Annotated in this window: 20 protein-coding genes; 8 read left to right on the top strand and 12 right to left on the bottom strand. The window is 68.2% G+C overall.

Annotated features, from left to right (window positions below; translation table 11 throughout):
- Positions 1 to 20: 20 nt before the first annotated feature.
- On the bottom strand, positions 21 to 566 hold the full coding sequence (locus NA12_RS02380; RefSeq protein WP_067445469.1) for a TetR/AcrR family transcriptional regulator: 546 nt from the start codon (positions 564 to 566) through the stop codon (positions 21 to 23).
- A gap of 213 nt (positions 567 to 779) precedes the next feature.
- On the opposite strand from NA12_RS02380, the gene NA12_RS02375 reads away from it, so the two are divergent.
- Positions 780 to 1388, top strand: a complete 609-nt coding sequence (locus NA12_RS02375) for a TetR family transcriptional regulator (protein WP_067447332.1) — start codon at positions 780 to 782, stop codon at positions 1386 to 1388.
- Between the two features lie 12 nt (positions 1389 to 1400).
- Positions 1401 to 2057: an enoyl-CoA hydratase-related protein gene (locus tag NA12_RS02370; RefSeq protein WP_067445467.1), complete on the top strand. Its 657-nt coding sequence runs from the start codon at positions 1401 to 1403 to the stop codon at positions 2055 to 2057.
- Here the strand turns inward: NA12_RS02370 and NA12_RS02365 are convergent, their stop codons facing one another.
- From NA12_RS02365 to mshC, 4 genes are all read right to left on the bottom strand, one after another.
- Complete coding sequence (locus NA12_RS02365; RefSeq protein WP_067445465.1) at positions 2058 to 2885, bottom strand: Abi-alpha family protein; 828 nt, start codon at positions 2883 to 2885, stop codon at positions 2058 to 2060.
- A 3-nt stretch (positions 2886 to 2888) separates the two neighbouring features.
- A complete protein-coding gene (locus NA12_RS02360; RefSeq protein WP_067445463.1) occupies positions 2889 to 4307 on the bottom strand; it encodes a DUF445 domain-containing protein in 1419 nt (472 codons plus the stop codon).
- A 145-nt stretch (positions 4308 to 4452) separates the two neighbouring features.
- Positions 4453 to 5238 (bottom strand): universal stress protein, encoded by a 786-nt coding sequence (locus tag NA12_RS02355; protein ID WP_067445461.1) that lies wholly within the window; start codon positions 5236 to 5238, stop codon positions 4453 to 4455.
- Between the two features lie 243 nt (positions 5239 to 5481).
- Positions 5482 to 6720: a cysteine--1-D-myo-inosityl 2-amino-2-deoxy-alpha-D-glucopyranoside ligase gene (gene mshC, locus NA12_RS02350; RefSeq protein ID WP_067445459.1), complete on the bottom strand. Its 1239-nt coding sequence runs from the start codon at positions 6718 to 6720 to the stop codon at positions 5482 to 5484.
- Between the two features lie 295 nt (positions 6721 to 7015).
- Here mshC and NA12_RS02345 point away from each other — a divergent pair, with 295 nt between their 5' ends.
- Together NA12_RS02345 and NA12_RS02340 are read left to right on the top strand one after the other, a co-directional pair.
- Positions 7016 to 7438: a helix-turn-helix domain-containing protein gene (locus NA12_RS02345; RefSeq protein WP_067445456.1), complete on the top strand. Its 423-nt coding sequence runs from the start codon at positions 7016 to 7018 to the stop codon at positions 7436 to 7438.
- A complete protein-coding gene (locus NA12_RS02340) occupies positions 7435 to 8277 on the top strand; it encodes an alpha/beta fold hydrolase (protein ID WP_067445454.1) in 843 nt (280 codons plus the stop codon). Before NA12_RS02345 ends, NA12_RS02340 begins: the two co-directional genes overlap by 4 nt.
- Positions 8278 to 8327: 50 nt before the next feature.
- On the opposite strand, the gene NA12_RS02335 is transcribed toward NA12_RS02340, so the two are convergent.
- From NA12_RS02335 to NA12_RS02305, 7 genes are all read right to left on the bottom strand, one after another.
- Positions 8328 to 8585: a hypothetical protein gene (locus NA12_RS02335; protein ID WP_067445451.1), complete on the bottom strand. Its 258-nt coding sequence runs from the start codon at positions 8583 to 8585 to the stop codon at positions 8328 to 8330.
- 122 nt (positions 8586 to 8707) lie between these two features.
- Entirely contained in the window at positions 8708 to 9259 is a 552-nt protein-coding gene (locus NA12_RS02330; RefSeq protein ID WP_067445448.1) for a dihydrofolate reductase family protein, read from the bottom strand.
- Between the two features lie 89 nt (positions 9260 to 9348).
- Complete coding sequence (locus NA12_RS02325) at positions 9349 to 10542, bottom strand: alanine--tRNA ligase-related protein (protein WP_084472301.1); 1194 nt, start codon at positions 10540 to 10542, stop codon at positions 9349 to 9351.
- Between the two features lie 235 nt (positions 10543 to 10777).
- On the bottom strand, positions 10778 to 11575 hold the full coding sequence (locus tag NA12_RS02320; RefSeq protein ID WP_132369839.1) for an SCO1664 family protein: 798 nt from the start codon (positions 11573 to 11575) through the stop codon (positions 10778 to 10780).
- A 7-nt stretch (positions 11576 to 11582) separates the two neighbouring features.
- Positions 11583 to 12170: a DUF3090 domain-containing protein gene (locus NA12_RS02315; RefSeq protein ID WP_067447326.1), complete on the bottom strand. Its 588-nt coding sequence runs from the start codon at positions 12168 to 12170 to the stop codon at positions 11583 to 11585.
- Between the two features lie 49 nt (positions 12171 to 12219).
- Entirely contained in the window at positions 12220 to 12936 is a 717-nt protein-coding gene (locus NA12_RS02310) for a histidine phosphatase family protein (protein WP_067445446.1), read from the bottom strand.
- Between the two features lie 32 nt (positions 12937 to 12968).
- On the bottom strand, positions 12969 to 13910 hold the full coding sequence (locus NA12_RS02305) for an undecaprenyl-diphosphate phosphatase (RefSeq protein WP_174551042.1): 942 nt from the start codon (positions 13908 to 13910) through the stop codon (positions 12969 to 12971).
- A 228-nt stretch (positions 13911 to 14138) separates the two neighbouring features.
- On the opposite strand from NA12_RS02305, the gene NA12_RS02300 reads away from it, so the two are divergent.
- The 4 genes from NA12_RS02300 (at position 14139) to NA12_RS02285 (ending at position 18267) form a co-directional block, all read left to right on the top strand.
- Complete coding sequence (locus NA12_RS02300; RefSeq protein WP_067445444.1) at positions 14139 to 15116, top strand: aldo/keto reductase; 978 nt, start codon at positions 14139 to 14141, stop codon at positions 15114 to 15116.
- Positions 15117 to 15133: 17 nt separating this feature from the next.
- Positions 15134 to 16147 carry a heme/hemin ABC transporter substrate-binding protein gene (locus tag NA12_RS02295; protein WP_132369838.1) on the top strand — a complete coding sequence of 338 codons (1014 nt, stop codon included), beginning with the start codon at positions 15134 to 15136 and terminating at the stop codon, positions 16145 to 16147.
- Positions 16148 to 16178: 31 nt separating this feature from the next.
- Positions 16179 to 17300, top strand: a complete 1122-nt coding sequence (locus tag NA12_RS02290; protein WP_243654878.1) for a FecCD family ABC transporter permease — start codon at positions 16179 to 16181, stop codon at positions 17298 to 17300.
- Positions 17301 to 17397: 97 nt separating this feature from the next.
- Positions 17398 to 18267 carry a heme ABC transporter ATP-binding protein gene (locus NA12_RS02285; protein ID WP_067445440.1) on the top strand — a complete coding sequence of 290 codons (870 nt, stop codon included), beginning with the start codon at positions 17398 to 17400 and terminating at the stop codon, positions 18265 to 18267.
- Positions 18268 to 18335: the final 68 nt, after the last annotated feature.

The raw sequence follows: 18335 nt of genomic DNA, 5'->3' as shown, positions 1-18335 counted from the left end.
ATCGGCGCCGGACCACCCGGCTACCCGCGGTGGGAGTAGATCAGGCGGGCGTACTCGGCGAGTAGGTGGTCGAGTTCGGTGGATTCGCCTGCGGCGGCGAGCTGTTGGTAGCCGATGATCATCGCCATGCCGAATTCGGTGACGACGGTGGCGGTCTCAGCGTCGTCGACGACGCCGTCGACGACGCGGTGCACGGTGCGCCGACGCGACTCGTCGACCCGTTTGACGGTGACGTGTACCGATTCGTCGTTGGCCGCCCAGGCCCGCAGCGCCGCTTCGGCGCCGTGTTCGAGGCCGCTGGCGAGTACCGACATGGCACGGACGTCGGCGTCGGCGTCGCCGTGGCCGACGTCGAGCGCGCGTAGCTCGACCATCTGGCGGTTCTCCCAGTGTTCGAGCAGCGTGTCGACGAAGCCTTGCCAGGAACCGAAGTGGTGATAGAACGAGCCACTGGTGACGCCGAGGCGACGGCACAGCACCCCGATATTGAGACCTTTGAAACCGAACTCGGCGAGCACCACCACCGCGGTGTCGAAGTACTGCTCCTTGGTGACAACTCGGGACATCGCGATGCCGTTCTGTTCGTGCGGGCAGGGCCGAAGAATCCGAACAGTACCCCATCGTATCGAGCCCTCGCGTGTACATAACGTTATCTATGCTGCGTTCCCACGGCTCGATGACACGACGAAATACCAAGTGGGGGAATGAAATACGTGTACAGCGGCCCAAAAGCACATCCGAATGGAATAGCAGAGCAGACGCTCTGTAAACTTTTGTTCATGCCGCGACCGCGCACCCACGACCCGCAGATCGTGCTCGACGCCGCCGAGAAGCTCGCGGCCGACGCCGGACCCACCGCTGTCACGGTGCGCGCGGTCGCCGCCGCTACCGGAGTATCCAATGGCGCGCTCTATCACACATTTCAGTCTCGACAGGTTGTCCTGGCACGCACCTGGCTGCGCGCGGCGCACCGATTCCTCGCCCTGCAGTCAGCCGACATCGACCGTGCCGTCGCCGCGTCCGACCCCGAAACCCGCACCGCCGCGGTCCTCGACGCTGCCGAGGCCCCCGCGCGACTGGCCGTGGCCCACCCCGACTCCGCGCGCCTGCTGCTACTCGTCGACCGGGCCGAACTGCTCGCCGGCGACCTCGCGCCCGCGCTGGCGCAAGAGATCGCCGACACCGAGAAGGCGCTCGTCGCCGCGCTCAACCGGCTCGCGCGTGCCCTGTGGGGTCGCGCCGACCGCCGCGGCCTCGCCACCGTCACCACCTGCCTGGTAGACCTGCCCACCGCGCTGCTGCTGCGCCGCGACCGGCTCACCGACCCACTGGCCCGTGCGCAACTGCGTGTTGCCGTGCGTGCCGTCCTCGACCTCGGTCCCCACTGAAAAGGAAACCCCGTGCCCACACTGCGCCACCATGATTCGATCGCCGTGCTCGACCTCGGTGACGGCGAGAACCGCTTCTCCCCCGATTTCCTCGACGAGATGAACACCCACCTCGACGCGATCATCGCCCAGGGCGCGTCCGCGCTGGTGACCACCGCCACCGGCAAGATCTACTCCAACGGCCTCGACCTGGACTGGCTCACCGCCAACGGTGACCGGGCCGCCGAATACGTCGCGGCGGTACACACCCTGTTCGCCCGGGTCCTCACCCTGCCCATGCCGACGGTCGCCGCGATCGGCGGACACGCCTTCGGTGCGGGCGCGATGGTGGCGATGGCACACGACTACCGGGTGATGCGCGCCGACCGCGGCTACTTCTGCTTCCCCGAGGCCGACATCCGCATCCCGTTCACCAACGGCATGGCCGCGCTCATCCAAGCCAAGACGACCCCCAAGACCGCCGTCGCCGCCATGACCACGGCCCGCCGCTTCGGTGGCCCCGACGCCCTGGCGCTGGATCTCGTCGACGCCACCGCCGCCGAGGACGAAGTCCTCGACACCGCACTGGCTGTGGTCGCGCCCCTCGGCGGCAAGGACCAGACCACGATGACCGCGATCAAATCGGTGATGTTCGCCGGCGTCCTCGACGCGCTGCGCAACCGGGACTGATCAGGGAAACCGGGGGCCCTTGCCCAGGTAGATGTCGCCACGGTCATCGCTGGCCCAACCGCCCCCGGTGTAGTCACCCAGCACGAAACACGCTTCGCAGAACTGCTTTCCGAAGACCGTCAGGTAGATGCTGCGGTAGGAGCTGATCGCTCGCATCTTCACCGATTTGTAGGCCGCCTGCGCCGGTGGTTGCGCTTCGAGGAACGCGTAGCGACGGAAGTCGGCGACCGGCTCGGTGGAGAAGCGCACCAGCCCGAGACGACTCAGGTTCCCCAGGTAGTGGTGGTCACGGTCGGGCAGCGCGCAGCCGGCCATGGCGGCGATCATGTTGATGCCGTCGGCCAATCGTTGCGAGCCGATCCCGAACGGCGCCTTGGTGCGGATGTCGATCGCGGGCTGCGGTCCGGCGACGGCGAGGAAGCGCAGAATCCGGGCCTCGTCGGGGGTCAGGTCGTGCAGAATAGGCACGAACGAGGGGTGCAGGTCGCGTGGCTGCTGCGCGGTGTCCCACCCCTCGGTGATCATCGCGTCACCCATCGCCTTGAGGTCCTCGACGTCGAGTTCGGTGTCGACCGGACCGTAGACGCCGGTGGCGGTGCTGGTGAGGCCGAGCGCGCTCAACGCGGCCCGGCGAAACAGCGCCACGCGTTCATCGAGAATCTGCGACATCGGTTCGCCCGAGCGGACATCGTCGACGATGTCGGTGGCGGTGTGCACAGCGCTCCTGGTGACCGTGCCGACGAGGTGGCGCAACGACATTCCCGCGAGCCGCGCCAGGCCGAGCAGATCGGTGGGGATCCCGGGTTCGCGATCAGGTGTCGGCTCCATCGCTCATACTCCGAAGATCAGCAGGTGCAGCGCGCCGATGAAGGCGCCGAGCACGCCACCGTGCAGGTACAACAGCCAGGCGTCCTGTTCGATGGCGGTGTAGAGCATTTCGACGAACTCCTCCGGCGGTAGCTCACGCAGCTTCTCGGTGGCCAGGCGGTCGACGCTGGCCGCGGTGGTCTGGGAGAACTCGATGTCCTCGACCAGCCACGGCTTCATCTCGGTGGCCAGGCTCGCGCCCGCGGTGGCCTGGATGGCGTCGAAGTGACGTGGCCCGATCGCGAGCCGGGTCACCGAGCGCAGCGGACCCAGGATCCGGTCGATCTCGGCCTCGAGGAAATGGGCGATGACGGCGCGGGTCTTGTCACCGCTGGGCCCGTCGAGCAGTTGCTCGGTGACGACGTCGAGGGTGACGATCTGATAGCCGATCGCATGCCCCAGATCCGCCGCGGCCTGGTACTGCCGCTTCGCGAATTTCGCCACCCGCCACGGATACCGGTAGCGCGGCTGCGGCACAGCGGGTTCGAACACCACCTTGATCGCGATGACGTTGACCAGCACACCCACCAGCGCGCCCCCGGCGAGCACCCATGCCCAGGCGGGCAGGAAGTGCAGGACCTCGTAGAGCCAACCGGGCAGCGAGATCACCGCGGGGGTGTCGCCGTGGGGTGTGCTGTAGTGCAGCAGCGACAACCACAGTGCCACGATCACCCCGAACGGGAACCCGAGCACCCCGCTGCGGATCATGAACCGCAATTCCGGGGCGCCCAGCCCGTAGATCACATCCTTGAGCAGTTCGGGCCGACGACGCAGATAGCCGACCACCATCAGCTTCACATCGAGGAGCTGGTCGATGTTGGCGCCGATGAAATCGAACGCGCGGTCGGTGATCGCGGGCAGCTCGGCCTCGACCCGCGTGTAGATGGCTTCGCGTGCGCGCGGCGGCATGTCGGCCCACAGACGCGGGTGCTCGGCGACCATGGTGGAGTCGACCATCGAGCGCACGTTCGGCAACGCCACCAGCGCGACCTGGGCGGAGATCTTGCGCGGATCCATCTGATCGAAGAAGTCCTTGGCGGTGCCGATCTTGGCGACCGCGTTGTCGACCATCAGGCTCGCCATCTTCTCCGAGCGGGCCGGAATGAAGCCTTGGAAGCCGAGGATGCCGCCGGGAGCGAAGGTGGGCAGGATCTGTACCTTGCGCGGCAGCAGCGGGAAGAGCGCTTTCAGACCGGGGACGTAGAACCCGGTGAACCGCACCGGCGCGAACAGCATGATCACCCCGGTCCAGTTGGTGATCAGGCCCGCCATGGCGCTGAAGATCGGGATGGTGATCATGTCGACCCAGAACTTGCTCAGACCGGTCGTCTTCTCCCAGTCGAGCAGGCCGAAGAACCCCGCCGCCTCGATTCCAGCATTCATCCGGCGTCCACTCCGTTGTGTGGCGAACATCGCACGTACGGCAATCATAGGCGACCGGAGTTCGCGTTCCCGGCAAGTTCCGCGGTTGCCCGCAAAGTCGGAGCAAACACCGGATCGGGGTGCGGGCGCGGCGGCCGGGCAGAACTCAGTGCGTGGTGTTGACCAGCAGCAGGTTGGTGTCGATATCGTGGGTCACCTTGTTGGCCACCGAGCCCAAAAGGCGTGCGGGCCCGCTCATGCCACGGTTGCCGATCACGACGAGGTCGTATTTCCAGGCCGCGTTGCAGATGGCCTCGGCCGCGGGGACCCCGGTGAGGACGTCGCGACCGAACAGTTCCAGGTCATCGACCGCGATCCGACCTTCGATATCGATCAGGATGTCGGCACCGTCGTCGTCGGTCTTGGCGGAGGTCACCAGGAACGGGCGCGCGCCCATGGCCGTGGCCAGCTCGTAGCCGCGACGGACCGCGGTCAGCGAACTCGCCGATCCGTCGGTGGTGAGCCCCATGGTGGTCCAGCGTTTGGGGACCTTGGCGGTGAACACGACATCGGTCTGACTGTGGTGCGAAACATGATTGGCTGTCGAGCCGAGCAGGCGCGCCTTGGAACTGCCCAGGCTGCCGCCACCGATCACGAGCAAGGTGCCGGGTTCGCGTTCGGCGATCTCGAGCAGTAACGCGCCCGGGGTGCCGTCGAGTTCGGTACCGGCGACCTCGGCCACGCCGACTTCGAGCAGGGCTTCGACGGCCGCCCCGATGTTGTCTTCGGCCCATGCGGCGTCGGTGTTCGCCTTGCGCCCCGCGTCCTTCCACACACTCACCGCGGTGACCGGGACACCGAGGCGAGTCGCGAACTCTCCCGCCACCGCTACCGCCGTCCGCGCGGCCTGCGAGCCGTTGGTTCCCACGATGATGCGCTGATAGCACCCCATGTGACGCTCTCCGATCGACGGCAGGTCAGCTGCGCTGTGGCCCACAGTATAAGCGCAGCATACTGCGGGCAACCGGGATGGCCGGACCTGTCCGCGTCATCGCGAACCCGCTGAAATCACTGGTGCGCGGGGCGGCGACAGAACGCTGTGTTCGGCGCCGGACCGTGATCGCTGTCGCCGATCCGGGGCGTCCGGACAGGTCGCCACCACGGTGACCGCGCACAGCGACGCCGACCGCTCGTGTCAGAGGCTGACGCCCAACAGCGCGTCGACGGCGGCGCGAACCAGGGCGGGCGCCTCGGTGTCGGTGCCGCCGTAGGTGATGGCCTGTTCGGCCCAGTTGTCGACCGCGTCGAGGGCCTTCGGGGTGTCGAGGTCGTCGGCCAGGTGCTGACGCAACCGGGCGACCGTGTCGACGGCCGAGGGGCCCGCAGTCGCCGACACGGCTTCGCGCCAGCGGTCGAGGCGGTGCTGCGCGGCGGTGAGCACCTCGTCGGTCCACATCCGGTCGGCGCGGTAGTGACCGGCGAGCAGGCCGAGGCGAATCGCGGCGGGGTCGACACCGGCGCGGCGCAGTTTCGACACGAGGACGAGGTTGCCGCGCGACTTCGACATCTTCTCGCCGTCCAGGCCGATCAGACCGGCGTGCACGTAGTGGCGGGCGAAGCGGCGGGCGCCGGTGATCGCCTCGGCGTGCGCGGCGGAGTATTCGTGATGCGGGTAGATGAGGTCCGAGCCGCCACCCTGGATGTCGAACTCGGCGCCGATGCGGTTGAGCGCGATCGCCGCACACTCGATATGCCAGCCGGGCCGTCCGGCGCCGAAGGGTGCCTCCCAGGACGGTTCACCGGGGCGTGCGGCGCGCCACAGCAGGGCGTCGATGGTGTCGCGCTTGCCCGCCCGGTCCGGGTCGCCGCCGCGTTCGGCGAACAGGGCCTCCATGGTGGCGCGGTCGTAGCCGGATTCGTAACCGAACTGCTCGGTGGCGTCGGTGTGGAAGTAGATATCGGGGTACTCGGCGTCGTCGACGATGTAGGCGGCACCGGCGGTGAGCAGCTTCTGCACGAGCTCGACCACCTCTTCCACCGTTTCGATGGCGCCGATGTAGTGCCGTGGCGGCAACACCTGCAGGGCGGTCATGTCCTCACGGAACAGGTCGATCTCGCGGCTGCCGAGATCACGCCAGTCGATGCCGTCGCGGTCGGCGCGTTCGAACAGCGGATCGTCGACGTCGGTGACGTTCTGCACGTAGTGCACATCGTGGCCCGCATCGCGCCAGATCCGGTTGACCAGGTCGAATGTCAGGTAGGTGGCGGCGTGACCGAGATGGGTGGCGTCGTAGGGCGTGATGCCGCAGACGTACATCTTCGCGGTCGCGCCGGGGGTGACCGGGCGGATCTGACGATCGGCGGTGTCGTACAAACGCAACGGCGGCCCTGTTCCGGGGACGGTCGGCAGGGCGATATCGGACCAGGACTGCATGCCTTCGAGGGTAGAGCCCCTGCCGAGGTGCTCGGCTCGCGGCCCGGCCCATGGGGTTGCTCGCGGCGTCGCGGCACGGCCCGCTACCTGCACACAAACGTGTCCTGGCACTCGGGTCAAGGTTTGCGCTCGAGCAGATCCGCTGGTCACGGAGGTAGCGGGACGAATCGGGCTGCTTGTGCCCAGTGTGCGGTCAGAGCTGGACAAACGGTTGCTATCGCGATCATTGTCACAGTCCACATGTCATCAAACTTCCCTATTGACCCCTATATGTACCTTCGTTTACGTTAGTTTTATGACTGATCGTCTCTATTCGGTGGAGCAGGTCGCCGAACTGCTCGGACTCCATGTCCGCACGGTGCGCAGTTATGTGCGCGACGGCAAACTCCCCGCCGCGCGCATCGGCAAGCAGTACCGCATCACCCACGAAGACCTCGAGACGTTCACCGGGCTGCCGATCACCACCCCCCAGACAGGGCCGCACCGGCACACGGAGGCCTCGTGCATCGTCGAGATCGACGACATCGACCGCGCCACCGTCGACCGGATCACCACGCTGCTCACCGCCACCGCCGGGACCCGAGGCGGCGGCGGTCAGCGCATGCGTGTGGAAACCAGCTACGACCCGGCCCGCCAACGCCTCAAAGTGATCCTGCTCGGCAGCCTCGCCGACAGTTCCCGCCTGCTCGACTACCTGGACGGAATCCTGAGCTCATGATCTACAAGTCCGACGAAGGCCGACAGCTCGTTCACCAGCGCTACCGCGAACACCTCGACGCGTGGCCGGTCCCCCACGACGAAGTGCGGATCGACACCGGCATCGGCGAGACCTTCGTTGTGGTCTCGGGACCGGCCGACGCACCGCCGCTGGTGGTGCTGCACGGTTCAGGAGCCAATGCGAGCACATGGCGCGCCGACATCGCGGACTGGTCGCGAAGTTTTCGCGTGTGCGCGGTGGACCTCCCCGGCGAACCGGGATTCAGCGCCCCCACCCGGCTGGCATTGGACAGCGACGCGACCGCGAGCTGGCTCGACGAGGTGATCGAGGGACTCGGCCTCGACACCGTGGCGCTGGTCGGCATGTCACTCGGCGGGTGGACCGCACTCGATTACGTGGTGCGAAGGCCGGGTCGGGTCACGACGTTGGTCCTGCTGTGCCCCGGCGGACTGGGCAGACACCGCTACGGCTGGCTCGTGAAGGCCATCGGTCTGCGAATGATCGGCAGGCACAGCGTGCGGGACATGGCGCGCACGGGCCTCGGTCTGGAGGGGGCGCAGGCGGATTCGATCATCGACGACATCGAGCTGACGTTCACTCATTTTTCGCCCCGCCCCGGAAAGCTACCCATTTTCCGCGACGCACAACTTCGCGAAGTGGACATCCCGGTCCTGATAATCGTCGGTGAACGCGACGCCCTGTTCGACTCCGCACGGACCGCCGAACGTGCCCGCGGTACCTTCACGCGAGGCGAGGTGCGACTACTGCCCGGAGTCGGGCACGCACTGCTGAATCAGACTGCCGCGGTGCGGGAATTCGTACAGGCACACCCCAGCTGAACTTCGGTGCCACCGCTCCCCGACGTGCGGCGACACCGAACAAGATCACATCACAGCTGGCGGCACTGCATCTGCGCCGCGTCCGGGCCGAGCTGCTGGGTCGCGTAGTACGCCGCACCGACCTCGTTGCCGGCCTTCACCGTCACGTCGGGCAGCGGAGCGCCGGCCTGGTTGGTGGAGGAACACACGTAGGTCTTCTCAGCCCACCAACCGGCGGGAAAAGCCTGCGCGGGCGCGGCAACAGCAGCGGCGGCACCGGTGAGCAGCAACGCGGCAGCGGAGGCGGTGACAATGGAACGGGTCGACATAGGTTTCCTCAGATCTCACGGGGACAACGAAAGTGCTTGGAGCACACTAGCACCGGCACTGACCAGGGAACAGGGCCGTCACCGCCCCGAGAAATGGGTGGCCGCGGCGCGGTGCGCGGACCTCAGTCGACGACGTAGCGCAGCAGCACCGCGGTGTCGAAGCGGCGCGTCTCGACCAATCGCAGCCCGATCCGCTGGTCCAGCGCGGGAAACATCGGGGTGCCGCCGCCGAGCACCATGGGCGAGACGAACAGCTGGTACTCGTCGATGAGCCCGTGCGGCATCAGCGCGGAAGCCAGGCTCGCGCCACCGACCTCCATGACACCGTCACCACCGGCTTTGAGCTTGCGGACCTCCTCCACCGCGTTCTCGCGGAGCAGGGTGCTGTTCCAGTGCACCTCGGTGAGCGTGCGGGAGAACACGACTTTCGGCTTGCCGGTCCAGAGCTCGCCGAACTCACGCTGAATGGGCGGTGCGTCCGCGGGCACGTGCGGCCAGTACTCGGCCATCAGCTCATAGAGCCGACGACCGTTCACCGCGACCTCCAGGCTCCGGAACCGGTCGTTGTGGTACTGGTGCAGCTCGTCGTCGGGGTCGGTCCAGTCGATTCTGCCGTCGCGGTCGTTGACGTAACCGTCCAGCGATACGCCGAATCCGTAGATCAGTTTCCTCATGACGTGTAGACCTCCCTCGCGCTCGAAACTCATCGGATCTGAACACTTCGGAAACTACCGCCCCGATCGGCGCACGCCCGACAACCTGCCTACAAGCCTCGATCGACCCCGGCCTCGGTGGTCAGATACACCACCAGATCGCGGGGAAGGCCGTGGGTGTCGTGGAGGTAGCGGTAGTCGTCTTCGGCCAGAGTTCCGCTGAAGCGGCGGTGGGACAGGATCTTTCGCCCGCGCTGGAGCAGCAGATCGAATTTGTGTTCCTCCTCGAGCAACAGGGCGTGCACGTATTGGCCCGGCACGGGTTGCCGGAAATGCTCGAGCGTGTGGTCGACCAGCTCGATCGGCAGGTCCGACAGGGTGCGGGTCGGATCGTCGCGCCACAACGTGGTGAGGCTGCGCCGGATCAACCGCCGCAGGATGTGACCACGACCCGATGGCGAGGGCGTCACCCCGTCGCCGAGAATCACGATGCTCGATCGCAGATGGTCCGACAGCACGCGCAGCGACCGACCATCGAGCGGACCCCAGAGACCGGGCAGGGTGGTCCGCCATGGGTCGAAGAGGTCGATCTCGAAGACGGACTGCGTGTTCCGCAGGATTCGCACCAGCCGTTCCAACCCCAGACCGGTGTCGACACAGGGTCGTCGCATCGGTTCGAGGCTGCCGTCACCATGGCGCAGGTAGCGCATCATCACGTGATTCCACACCTCCACCCACCGGTCATCGGTGGTCGGCGTGGCCTGCGGCAGGTCGCGTCCGGTCCAGACGAAGATCTCGGAGTCGGGTCCACACAGTCCCGTCGGGCCGTTGGACCACCAGTTCTCGTCGACGGTCGGCTCGACCGGTAAACCGAGTTCCTCCCAGGCGCGCCACGACTCGTGGTCGGGCTCGACGCGGTCGTCACCGCCGAACACCGTGACATGCATGCGGCTCGGGTCGATGCCGAAGCCGTCGCGCAGCAGTTCGAAGCCCCAGCGCAGGCTCTGCGGGCCGTCGTAGTCGCGCAGTGACCACGACCCGAGCATCTCGAACACGGTGAGATGAGTGTCGTCACCGACCTCGTCGAGATCGGTGGTGCGCAAACAGCGCTGCGAGCCGGTGAGCCGCCGACCCAGCGGGTGGGGTCGGCCCATCAGATACGGGGTCAACGGATGCATCCCGGAGCTGGTGAACAGCACCGGATCTCCCGGCGGCGGAATGAGAGATCCGCCCGGTATGAGTTCGTGCCCGCGCTCGCGGAAGTAGTCGAGGAAGGTCTGGACGGTCTGATCGGTGGTGATCATGGTGATTGCTCCATCGATGTGACATCGACCGGAAGCGACCACCACGGCGAACGGTGACAACCCCGACACCCGCCAGCGGACCGTTTCCGGTCGCCGGCATGGGAAGAAGGTCAGGCGGCGGGGACCGGCGAGCGGAGAGCTCGTGCGGTCGCGGCAGCGATTCGTGGATCGACCTTCATGGCGGCAACGGTAGCAATCGGGCCGGGCGCGCCACCACCGATTATCGGCTCCGCGATCAGAAAGCGGGCCAGGGGATCGGACGCGCGGAGTTGGGAACCGGCATCACCGGGTGATCCAGCAGCGCCTTCGCTCGTTCGGTGAGGGCGGTGATCTCGGAGTCGGTGATGTGGGTGGCCAGCGAATCGGCAACGGTGCCGGGCAGATTCGCGGCGAAGGCGGTGATGTCGGGGATCAGTGAGTCGTGTACCGGTCGCCCCGCCCACCCCCACAGCACGGTCCGCAGTTTCGGTTCGGCGTGCAAGCAGATGCCGTGGTCGACACCGTAGACCTGCCCGTCGACACCTTCGAGCGCGTGCCCGCCTTTGCGGTCGGCGTTGTTGAGCAACAGATCCAGCACCGCCATCCGTTGCAGGCGCGGATCGTCGGCGTGGATGAGTGAAACCTCGTTGCCCTGCTCGTCGAGCGCGCGCAGCACTTCGCAGAAGCCCTCGGGCACGGTCCCCGGCGTGCACAGGTCGACCAGATCGGGGCGCTGACGGGCATCGGTGCGGTTGTCGACCGAGGTGACCCAGCGCTGCACCATGCCCGGACCCAACGGCCCTTCGCGCAGCACCGTCTCGGGGATCACACCCCAGCCGAGGTGCTCGGAGATCAGGTACGACGCGACTTCGCGGCCCGCGAGCGTGCCGTCGGGGAAATCCCACAGCGGCCGTTCGCCGCGGACCGGCTTGTACACCACTCGCAGTGGGGCGCCGTCGGGTTCGGGGGCGGCGATCTCACACACCAGCGTGAGATTGCTGGCTACGCCGATCCGACCGACGATCTCGAGGTCACCTTCGGTGAGCACCGGCACGTCGAGATCACTCCTCTTCGAGCTCGGCAGCGCCGAAGATCTCGCCGCGCTTGTACCCGTTGGTGCGCACACACATGTGCCCACGCGAGGACAGCGGTTCCCCGCACAGCGGGCACGGTGGGCGTCCCGCCGCGATCACCCGCGCCGACCGCAACGCGAATTCGCGCGCCTGGATGGGGGTCAGGAACACCCGCACCGCGTCGGGGCCTTCCTCGGTGTCGTCGAGCACCACCGATTCGTCGACCTCGGTCTCGGTGATCGCGAGCAATTCGACCACCACGGCGCCCGCGTCGGAATCCCAGCCCAGACCCATGGTGCCGACCCGGAATTCGGTGTCGATGGGGGTAACCAACGGCGCTACATCACGCACGTCCTCCCCTTCGGGCGGCACCTCGGCGCCGAAACGGCGCGCTACCTCGTCGAGCAGCAGACCCATCCGGTCGGCGAGCACCTTCACCTGCTGCTTCTCCAGCAGCACACTCACCACCAGCGGCTCCTGCACGGCCTGCAGGTAGAACGAACGATCGCCCGGTTCACCGACGGTCCCGGCGACGAAGCGGTCGGGGGTGCGAAATACATGGATTGCGCGTGACACATGCACCTCCTGATACGTGACCCTGATCGACACTCACGAACACACTCCTCTAAGGAGAATCGCGGTGCCCCGCATTCCCATTATCCGCGTTCGCGGCCGTCGGCACCTCTCCACCGGGTGTCGATGTCGCCGGTGCGGTCGCGGCCAGCGCGGAAAGATCGGCGCCGGTGTCGTTGAACTTCCACACCGACGGCCCGTGCGCGCTGTAGCGGACGACGCTGATCGAGGCCGGTTCCACCGCGATCCGCTGAAAACTGTCCAGGTGCAGACCGAGTGCGTCGGCCAGGATGGATTTGATGACGTCGCCGTGCGCGCACGCCACCCACAGCACATCCCGGCCGGCTTTCTCGGCCAGGGTGCGTTCGATCTCGCGGATCGCGGCGACCGCGCGCTGCTGGACCTGGGCCAGCCCTTCCCCGCCGGGGAACACCGCGCCCGAGGCGTGACCCTGCACGACCCGCCACAGCGGTTCGGTGACCAGTTCGGCGATCGGGCGGCCGGTCCAGTCGCCGTAGTCGACCTCGATGAGGCGTTCGTCGTGGTCGGGTTCGAGACCGAGTTTTTCCGCCAGGGGCGCCACGGTGCGCTGACAGCGCAGCAACGGTGAACTCGCGATGTGTTCGATCGGCAGCATCGCGAGCCGCTCGGCCACCGCGACGGCCTGTTCGGTGCCGCGCTCGGTGAGTTCGACGCCGGGTGAGCGCCCCGCGAGGGTACGCGCGGTGTTGGAGGTGGACACTCCGTGTCGGAGCAGGATCACCGTCATGGGACCAGCCTAACCATGGGTCGGTACCGGGATCAGGTGGCGGAGACGACGCCGGTGGCCAGCAGGCCCAGCATCGTGACGCCGAGGATGATCCGGTAGCCGACGAACCAGTACAGCGAATGCTTGCCGACGAACTTCAACAGCCAGGCCACCGAGGCGTACCCCACGACGAATGCCAGGATTGTCGCGACCAGCAGCTGCGCACCGCTGGCATTGAGTCCCTCCCCGGCCGGGGCGAAGGCGTCGGGCAGGCTGAACAGCCCCGATGCGGTGACCGCGGGGATCGCGAGCAGGAAGGAGAACCGGTAGGCGGCTTCTCGTTCCAGTCCGAGGAACAGGCCTGCCGTGGACGTGGCACCGGATCGCGAGACACCGGGAATCAGCGCCAGACACTGCGCCAGCCCCATCACGATGCCGTCTTTGGTGGTGAGCTGGTCGAACGAGCGGGTCTTGCTGCCGAAATGCTCGCCCGCGGCGATCACCAGCGCGAACGCGATCAACATGAACGACACCAGCCACAGATCACGGGCCCCGGTGCGGATCTGGTCTTTGAACAGGAATCCCAGCACCCCGATCGGGATGGTGGCGATGATCACGTACCAGCCGATGCGGTAGTCGAGTTCACGCTGGGTGTCGCGTTCGTGGGCGTCACGGGCACTGCGGTCCATCACCGGCAGTTTCGTGGTGACCCGGTCCCCGACCGCGACCTCGCGCTGGGACCGTTCGCGCCAGCGCATTCCGAGCGTGGTGAACCAGGCGACGAGGATGCGCCAGATGTCCTTGGCGAAGTACACCAGCACCGCTGCCTCGGTGCCGAGCTGGGTGACCGCGGTGAACGACGCGCCCGCGTCGTCACCGAAGAACACGCCCGACACGATGCGCAGATGCGCTGAGGACGAGATCGGCAGGAACTCGGTGAGTCCCTGCACCAATCCGAGTACCAATGCCTGGAACCAGGTCATCGACTCGCCCAACACGTCCTCCTGCTGACTCGCGCCCGAAAGACGGCGTCCTCCTGGGCTTTTGCTTGCTCTGCCGCTGTGACGGCCACGATCTCGCAGCGACCCTACCCGTCGTCGCCGTCGGTCGCCGCCCGCCCATGGCCCGCGACGAGTTCTGCCGCGCCGTGGTACGGGTCACCGAGCGAGGCGGCGGTGGTGCGCGCATTAGGCTGTCGCCGTGACGAATGCGCGGGCGCGGTGATGGAACAGCGAACGGTGGGACGCAGCGGGCTTCGGGTGTCGCGAATCGGGTTGGCGACCCATACCTGGGGCACACATACCGATGCCGACGAGGCATCGGTGCAGTTGGCGGCGTTCACCGAGGCCGGTGGCACGCTCGTCGACCTCTCGCCCGTCTACGGCGAGGGAGCGGCGCAGCGGATCCTGGCGGACCTGCTCGGCGACCTGGTCTCGCGTGACGAATTGGTTCTCAGCGGCCATGCCGGTGTGGTGATGCACGCGCCCGGCGCCGGGGTCGGCGACTCGGTGCCCGCCCCCGCGGCAGTGGGACCGGTCGTCGACGCGTCACGACGGACACTGCTCAAACAACTCGATCGGACCCTGCTCGAACTGGGCACCGACCATCTCGACATCTGGAACATCGCCGCCTGGGATCCCTACACCCCGCTCGAAGAGATCGCGGCGACCCTGGAGACCGCGATGCGTTCCGGGCGCACCCGGTACGCGGGAGTGCGTGGTTTCGCGGCGTGGCAACTGGCGAGTCTGGCCGCGATCGCGCCGATCAGCGCCGCGCAGAGCCCGTACTCGCTGCTCGCGCGTGGCGCCGAGAACGATGTGATTCCCGCCGCTCGCCATCACGGGGTCGGCGTCATCGCGTCGGCGCCGTTGGCGGGTGGGATCCTCACCGGCAAGTATCGCGACGGGGTCCCCGCGGATTCGCGAGGCGCCGACGAGGCGACGGCGGCCGAGATCCGGCGCAGGCTCGATGACGATCGCGCGACCAGGGTGGTCGATGCGCTGGTCACCGCCGCCGACGGGCTCGGTACGTCACCGTTGGCGGTGGCGCTGGCGTGGATCCGGGATCGGCCCGGCGTCACGAGCATGATCGTGGGTGCTCGCGATATCGGTCAGCTCACCGGTGTGCTGGCCGCCGAGACCCTCGAGTTGCCGCGGGCGATCGCGGCGGCACTCGACGATGTGAGCGCCCGTTCCGAATGATGGCTAGCCTTACCTGCATGAGACTGCGTGGTGTGCTGACGGCGATGCTCGCGGCGACGGTGCTGACCGGCGCCGTTGCCTGCACCGGAAGCAATACTGCATCGACTGCCAATTCCGGTGGGCCGGTGACAGCCCAACTCGCCGACCTGGACCCCGTGCCGATCGGCCCCGCGCCGAGTCCGCGGTTGCCGGTGACGGTGAAGTCCTACGACGGCACCGAGGTGACGGTCGCCGACACCTCGCGGATCATCGCCGTCGACCGGTACGGCACCCTCGCCCAAACCGTGTGGGCCCTCGGACTGGGCGCCAACCTCGTCGGCCGCAGCACCTCGGCCGGGTTCCCCGCCGTCGCGGCCGTGCCCAACGTGGCCGGTGGCAACGGCAGCCTGAGCGTGGAAGCGGTCCTGAACCTGCGCCCGTCGGTGTTCCTCACCGACACCACCAGCGCCGCCCCCGCCGTACGTGAGCAGCTGCGCGCCGCGGGGGTGACCGTCGTCTACTTCGACCCCGACCGCAGCATGGACGGTGTCGTCCCGCAGATCGAGGCAGTGGCCACCGCGCTGGGCGTTCCCGAGGCGGGCACCCGGCTCGGCGCCCGCACCCGCGACGAGATCGCCGCCGCGACCGCCCGCGTGCCGAAACAGGACCCCCAACCCAAGATCGCCTTCCTGTACCTGCGCAGCACCGCGATCACCATGATGGCCGGGCGCGGCTCCGGCGCCGATTCCCTGATCGCCGCGATCGGCGGAGTGGACGCGGGCACCGCGGCCGGGGTGAACGAGCCGTTCGTGTCCATCACCAGTGAGGCCATGATCGCCGCCGCCCCCGATGTGTTGCTGGTGATGTCGGGCGGACTGAAATCGGTGGGCGGCGTCGAGGGCTTGGAGAAGGTGCCCGGCATCGCCCAGACTCCCGCGGGCCGCAATCGGCGCGTGGTCGACATGTCCGACGCGGTGATCCTCAGCTTCGGCCCCAACACCGGTCGCGTCGTCTCCGCGCTGTCGGACGCGGTCTACGGCACCCCGGCATGAGCGGTCGGTACCTGTGCCGGGTGGGCACCGCATGAGCCGAGCGCCCGACCCGCCCACCGCCGCGCACCCGCCGCGGATCACCGACGCCACCCCCGATCCCCTCCCGCCCACCGGGCACCGGGGCACGCGCGTGACCATCGTGTTCGCCGGCGCGCTGCTCGCCCTACTGGTGCTGGCCCTGGTGTCGGCGGTGCTCGGGCAGGTCCCCACGACCGCCGCCGAGGTACTCGGCAGCGTGGCGCACCGGATCGGCCTCGACATCGGGCCCATGCCCGCGCATCCGGCCGGCGAGGTGGCGCTGTGGCAGGTGCGGTTCCCGCGGGTGGCGCTGGCCATCCTGGTCGGTGCCTCGCTCGCGACCGCGGGCGCGTTACTGCAAGGGGTGTTCGCCAATCCGCTGGCCGAGCCCGGTGTGATCGGGGTGTCGGCCGGTGCGGCGGTCGGGGCCGGCACGGTGATCGTGGTCGGTGGCGCGTTCGTCGCCGCGTGGTCGGTGGCGGCGGCCGCCTTCGTCGCCGGTCTGATCACCACCGCGCTGGTCTATGTGCTGTCGAGGTCGGGCGGACGCACCGAAGTGGTGACGCTGATCCTCACCGGTGTCGCGATCAACGCATTCGCCGGCGGGCTGATCGCGCTGCTGTTGTTCGTCGCCAGCCCCGCCGCGCGGGATCAGATCGTGTTCTGGCAACTGGGCAGCCTCAACGGCGCCAACTGGCAGTCGGTGGCGATCGTGGCGGTGCTCGCGTCGGCCGGCATCCTGGCCGCGATCCTCATCTCGGCACGCCTGGATCTGCTCGCGCTCGGCGATTCCGCGGCCCGCCATCTCGGTATCGACGTGGAACGGCTGCGCAGGCAGGTGATCGTGGTGGTCGCCGTGCTCACCGCGGCGGGTGTGGCGTTCAGCGGCATCATCTTGTTCGTCGGGCTGGTCGTGCCGCATCTGGTCCGCATGATGGTCGGCCCCGGCCACCGGGTGCTCGTCCCGCTCAGCGCGATCGTGGGCGCGGTGGTGCTGCTCGGCGCCGACGTCATCGCCCGCACACTGGTTCCCAATGCGGACCTGCCACTCGGCATGCTCACGTCCCTGATCGGCGGCCCGTTCTTCTTCTGGTTGCTGCGCCGCACCCGAGCTCGCGCGGGAGGTTGGGGATGAGCCCGTCGCTGTACGCGGGTTCGGGCAGGTCGGAGAGGACGCGCGCACACGCCGTCGAGAAGACACCGCGCCGCAATGCCCGGGCCGGAGGCTCACGATGACCGACACCCGCCCCACGGTCCAACGCCGAAACTCCTGGCGCGCGGTGTTCAGCCGAACCCCCGACGTGCCCGCGCGCCCCGAGCCCGGCACCGTCACCCTGCGCGCGGCCGGTCTCACCGTGCGGCGAGGGACCCGGACCGTCCTGGAGTCGGTCGACTTCCAGGTCGCGGCGGGCGAGATCGTCGCGCTCGTCGGCCCCAACGGTGCGGGCAAGTCCAGCCTGCTCGCCGCGCTCGCCGGTGAACTCGAGCCCAGCGCGGGGACGGTGAAACTCGAAGGCCACGCGCTCTCACACTGGACCCCCGCCGATATGGCGCGCCGCCGCGCGGTCCTGCCCCAATCCCACGCCGTGGGCTTCCCTTTCACCGCCCACGAAGTCGTCGCCATGGGCCGTGCCCCGTGGCTGCGCACTGCCGCCGCCGACCACGACGACGCGCTCATCGCCGCGGCGCTGGCCGCCACCGACGTCACCCACCTCGCCACCCGCGTGTTCCCGTCGCTGTCGGGCGGCGAGCGCGCCCGGGTGGCGCTGGCACGCGTGCTGGCCCAGGACACCGCCACCCTGCTGCTGGACGAACCGACCGCGGCCCTGGACCTCGGCCACCAGGAGGCCGTCCTGAGTTTGGCCGCCGCTCGTGCCGCCGACGGCGCCGCGGTAGTCGTCGTGGTCCACGACCTCGGGGTGGCCGCCGCCTACGCCGACCGCGTCACCGTCCTGGACGCGGGCCGCGTCGCCGCCGACGGCCCGCCGCGCGAGATCCTCACCAGCGACCTGCTCACCGCCGTCTACCAGCACCCGGTCGATGTCTTCGATCATCCTATGACCGGCGCCCAACTCGTCCTGCCCGAACGCGATCACCACTGACGACGTCCTGATCGAAACGCGGCCACGCCGAGGCGACACGCGGACTTCGGCGCCCGCGGGCAGGCGAG

The organism is Nocardia alba NBRC 108234 (genome assembly GCF_001612665.1).
Taxonomy (GTDB): Bacteria; Actinomycetota; Actinomycetes; order Mycobacteriales; family Mycobacteriaceae; genus Nocardia; species Nocardia alba.
The sequence above is the reverse complement of the archived record's forward strand: the minus strand, read 5'-3'. Positions and strand labels throughout refer to the sequence as shown.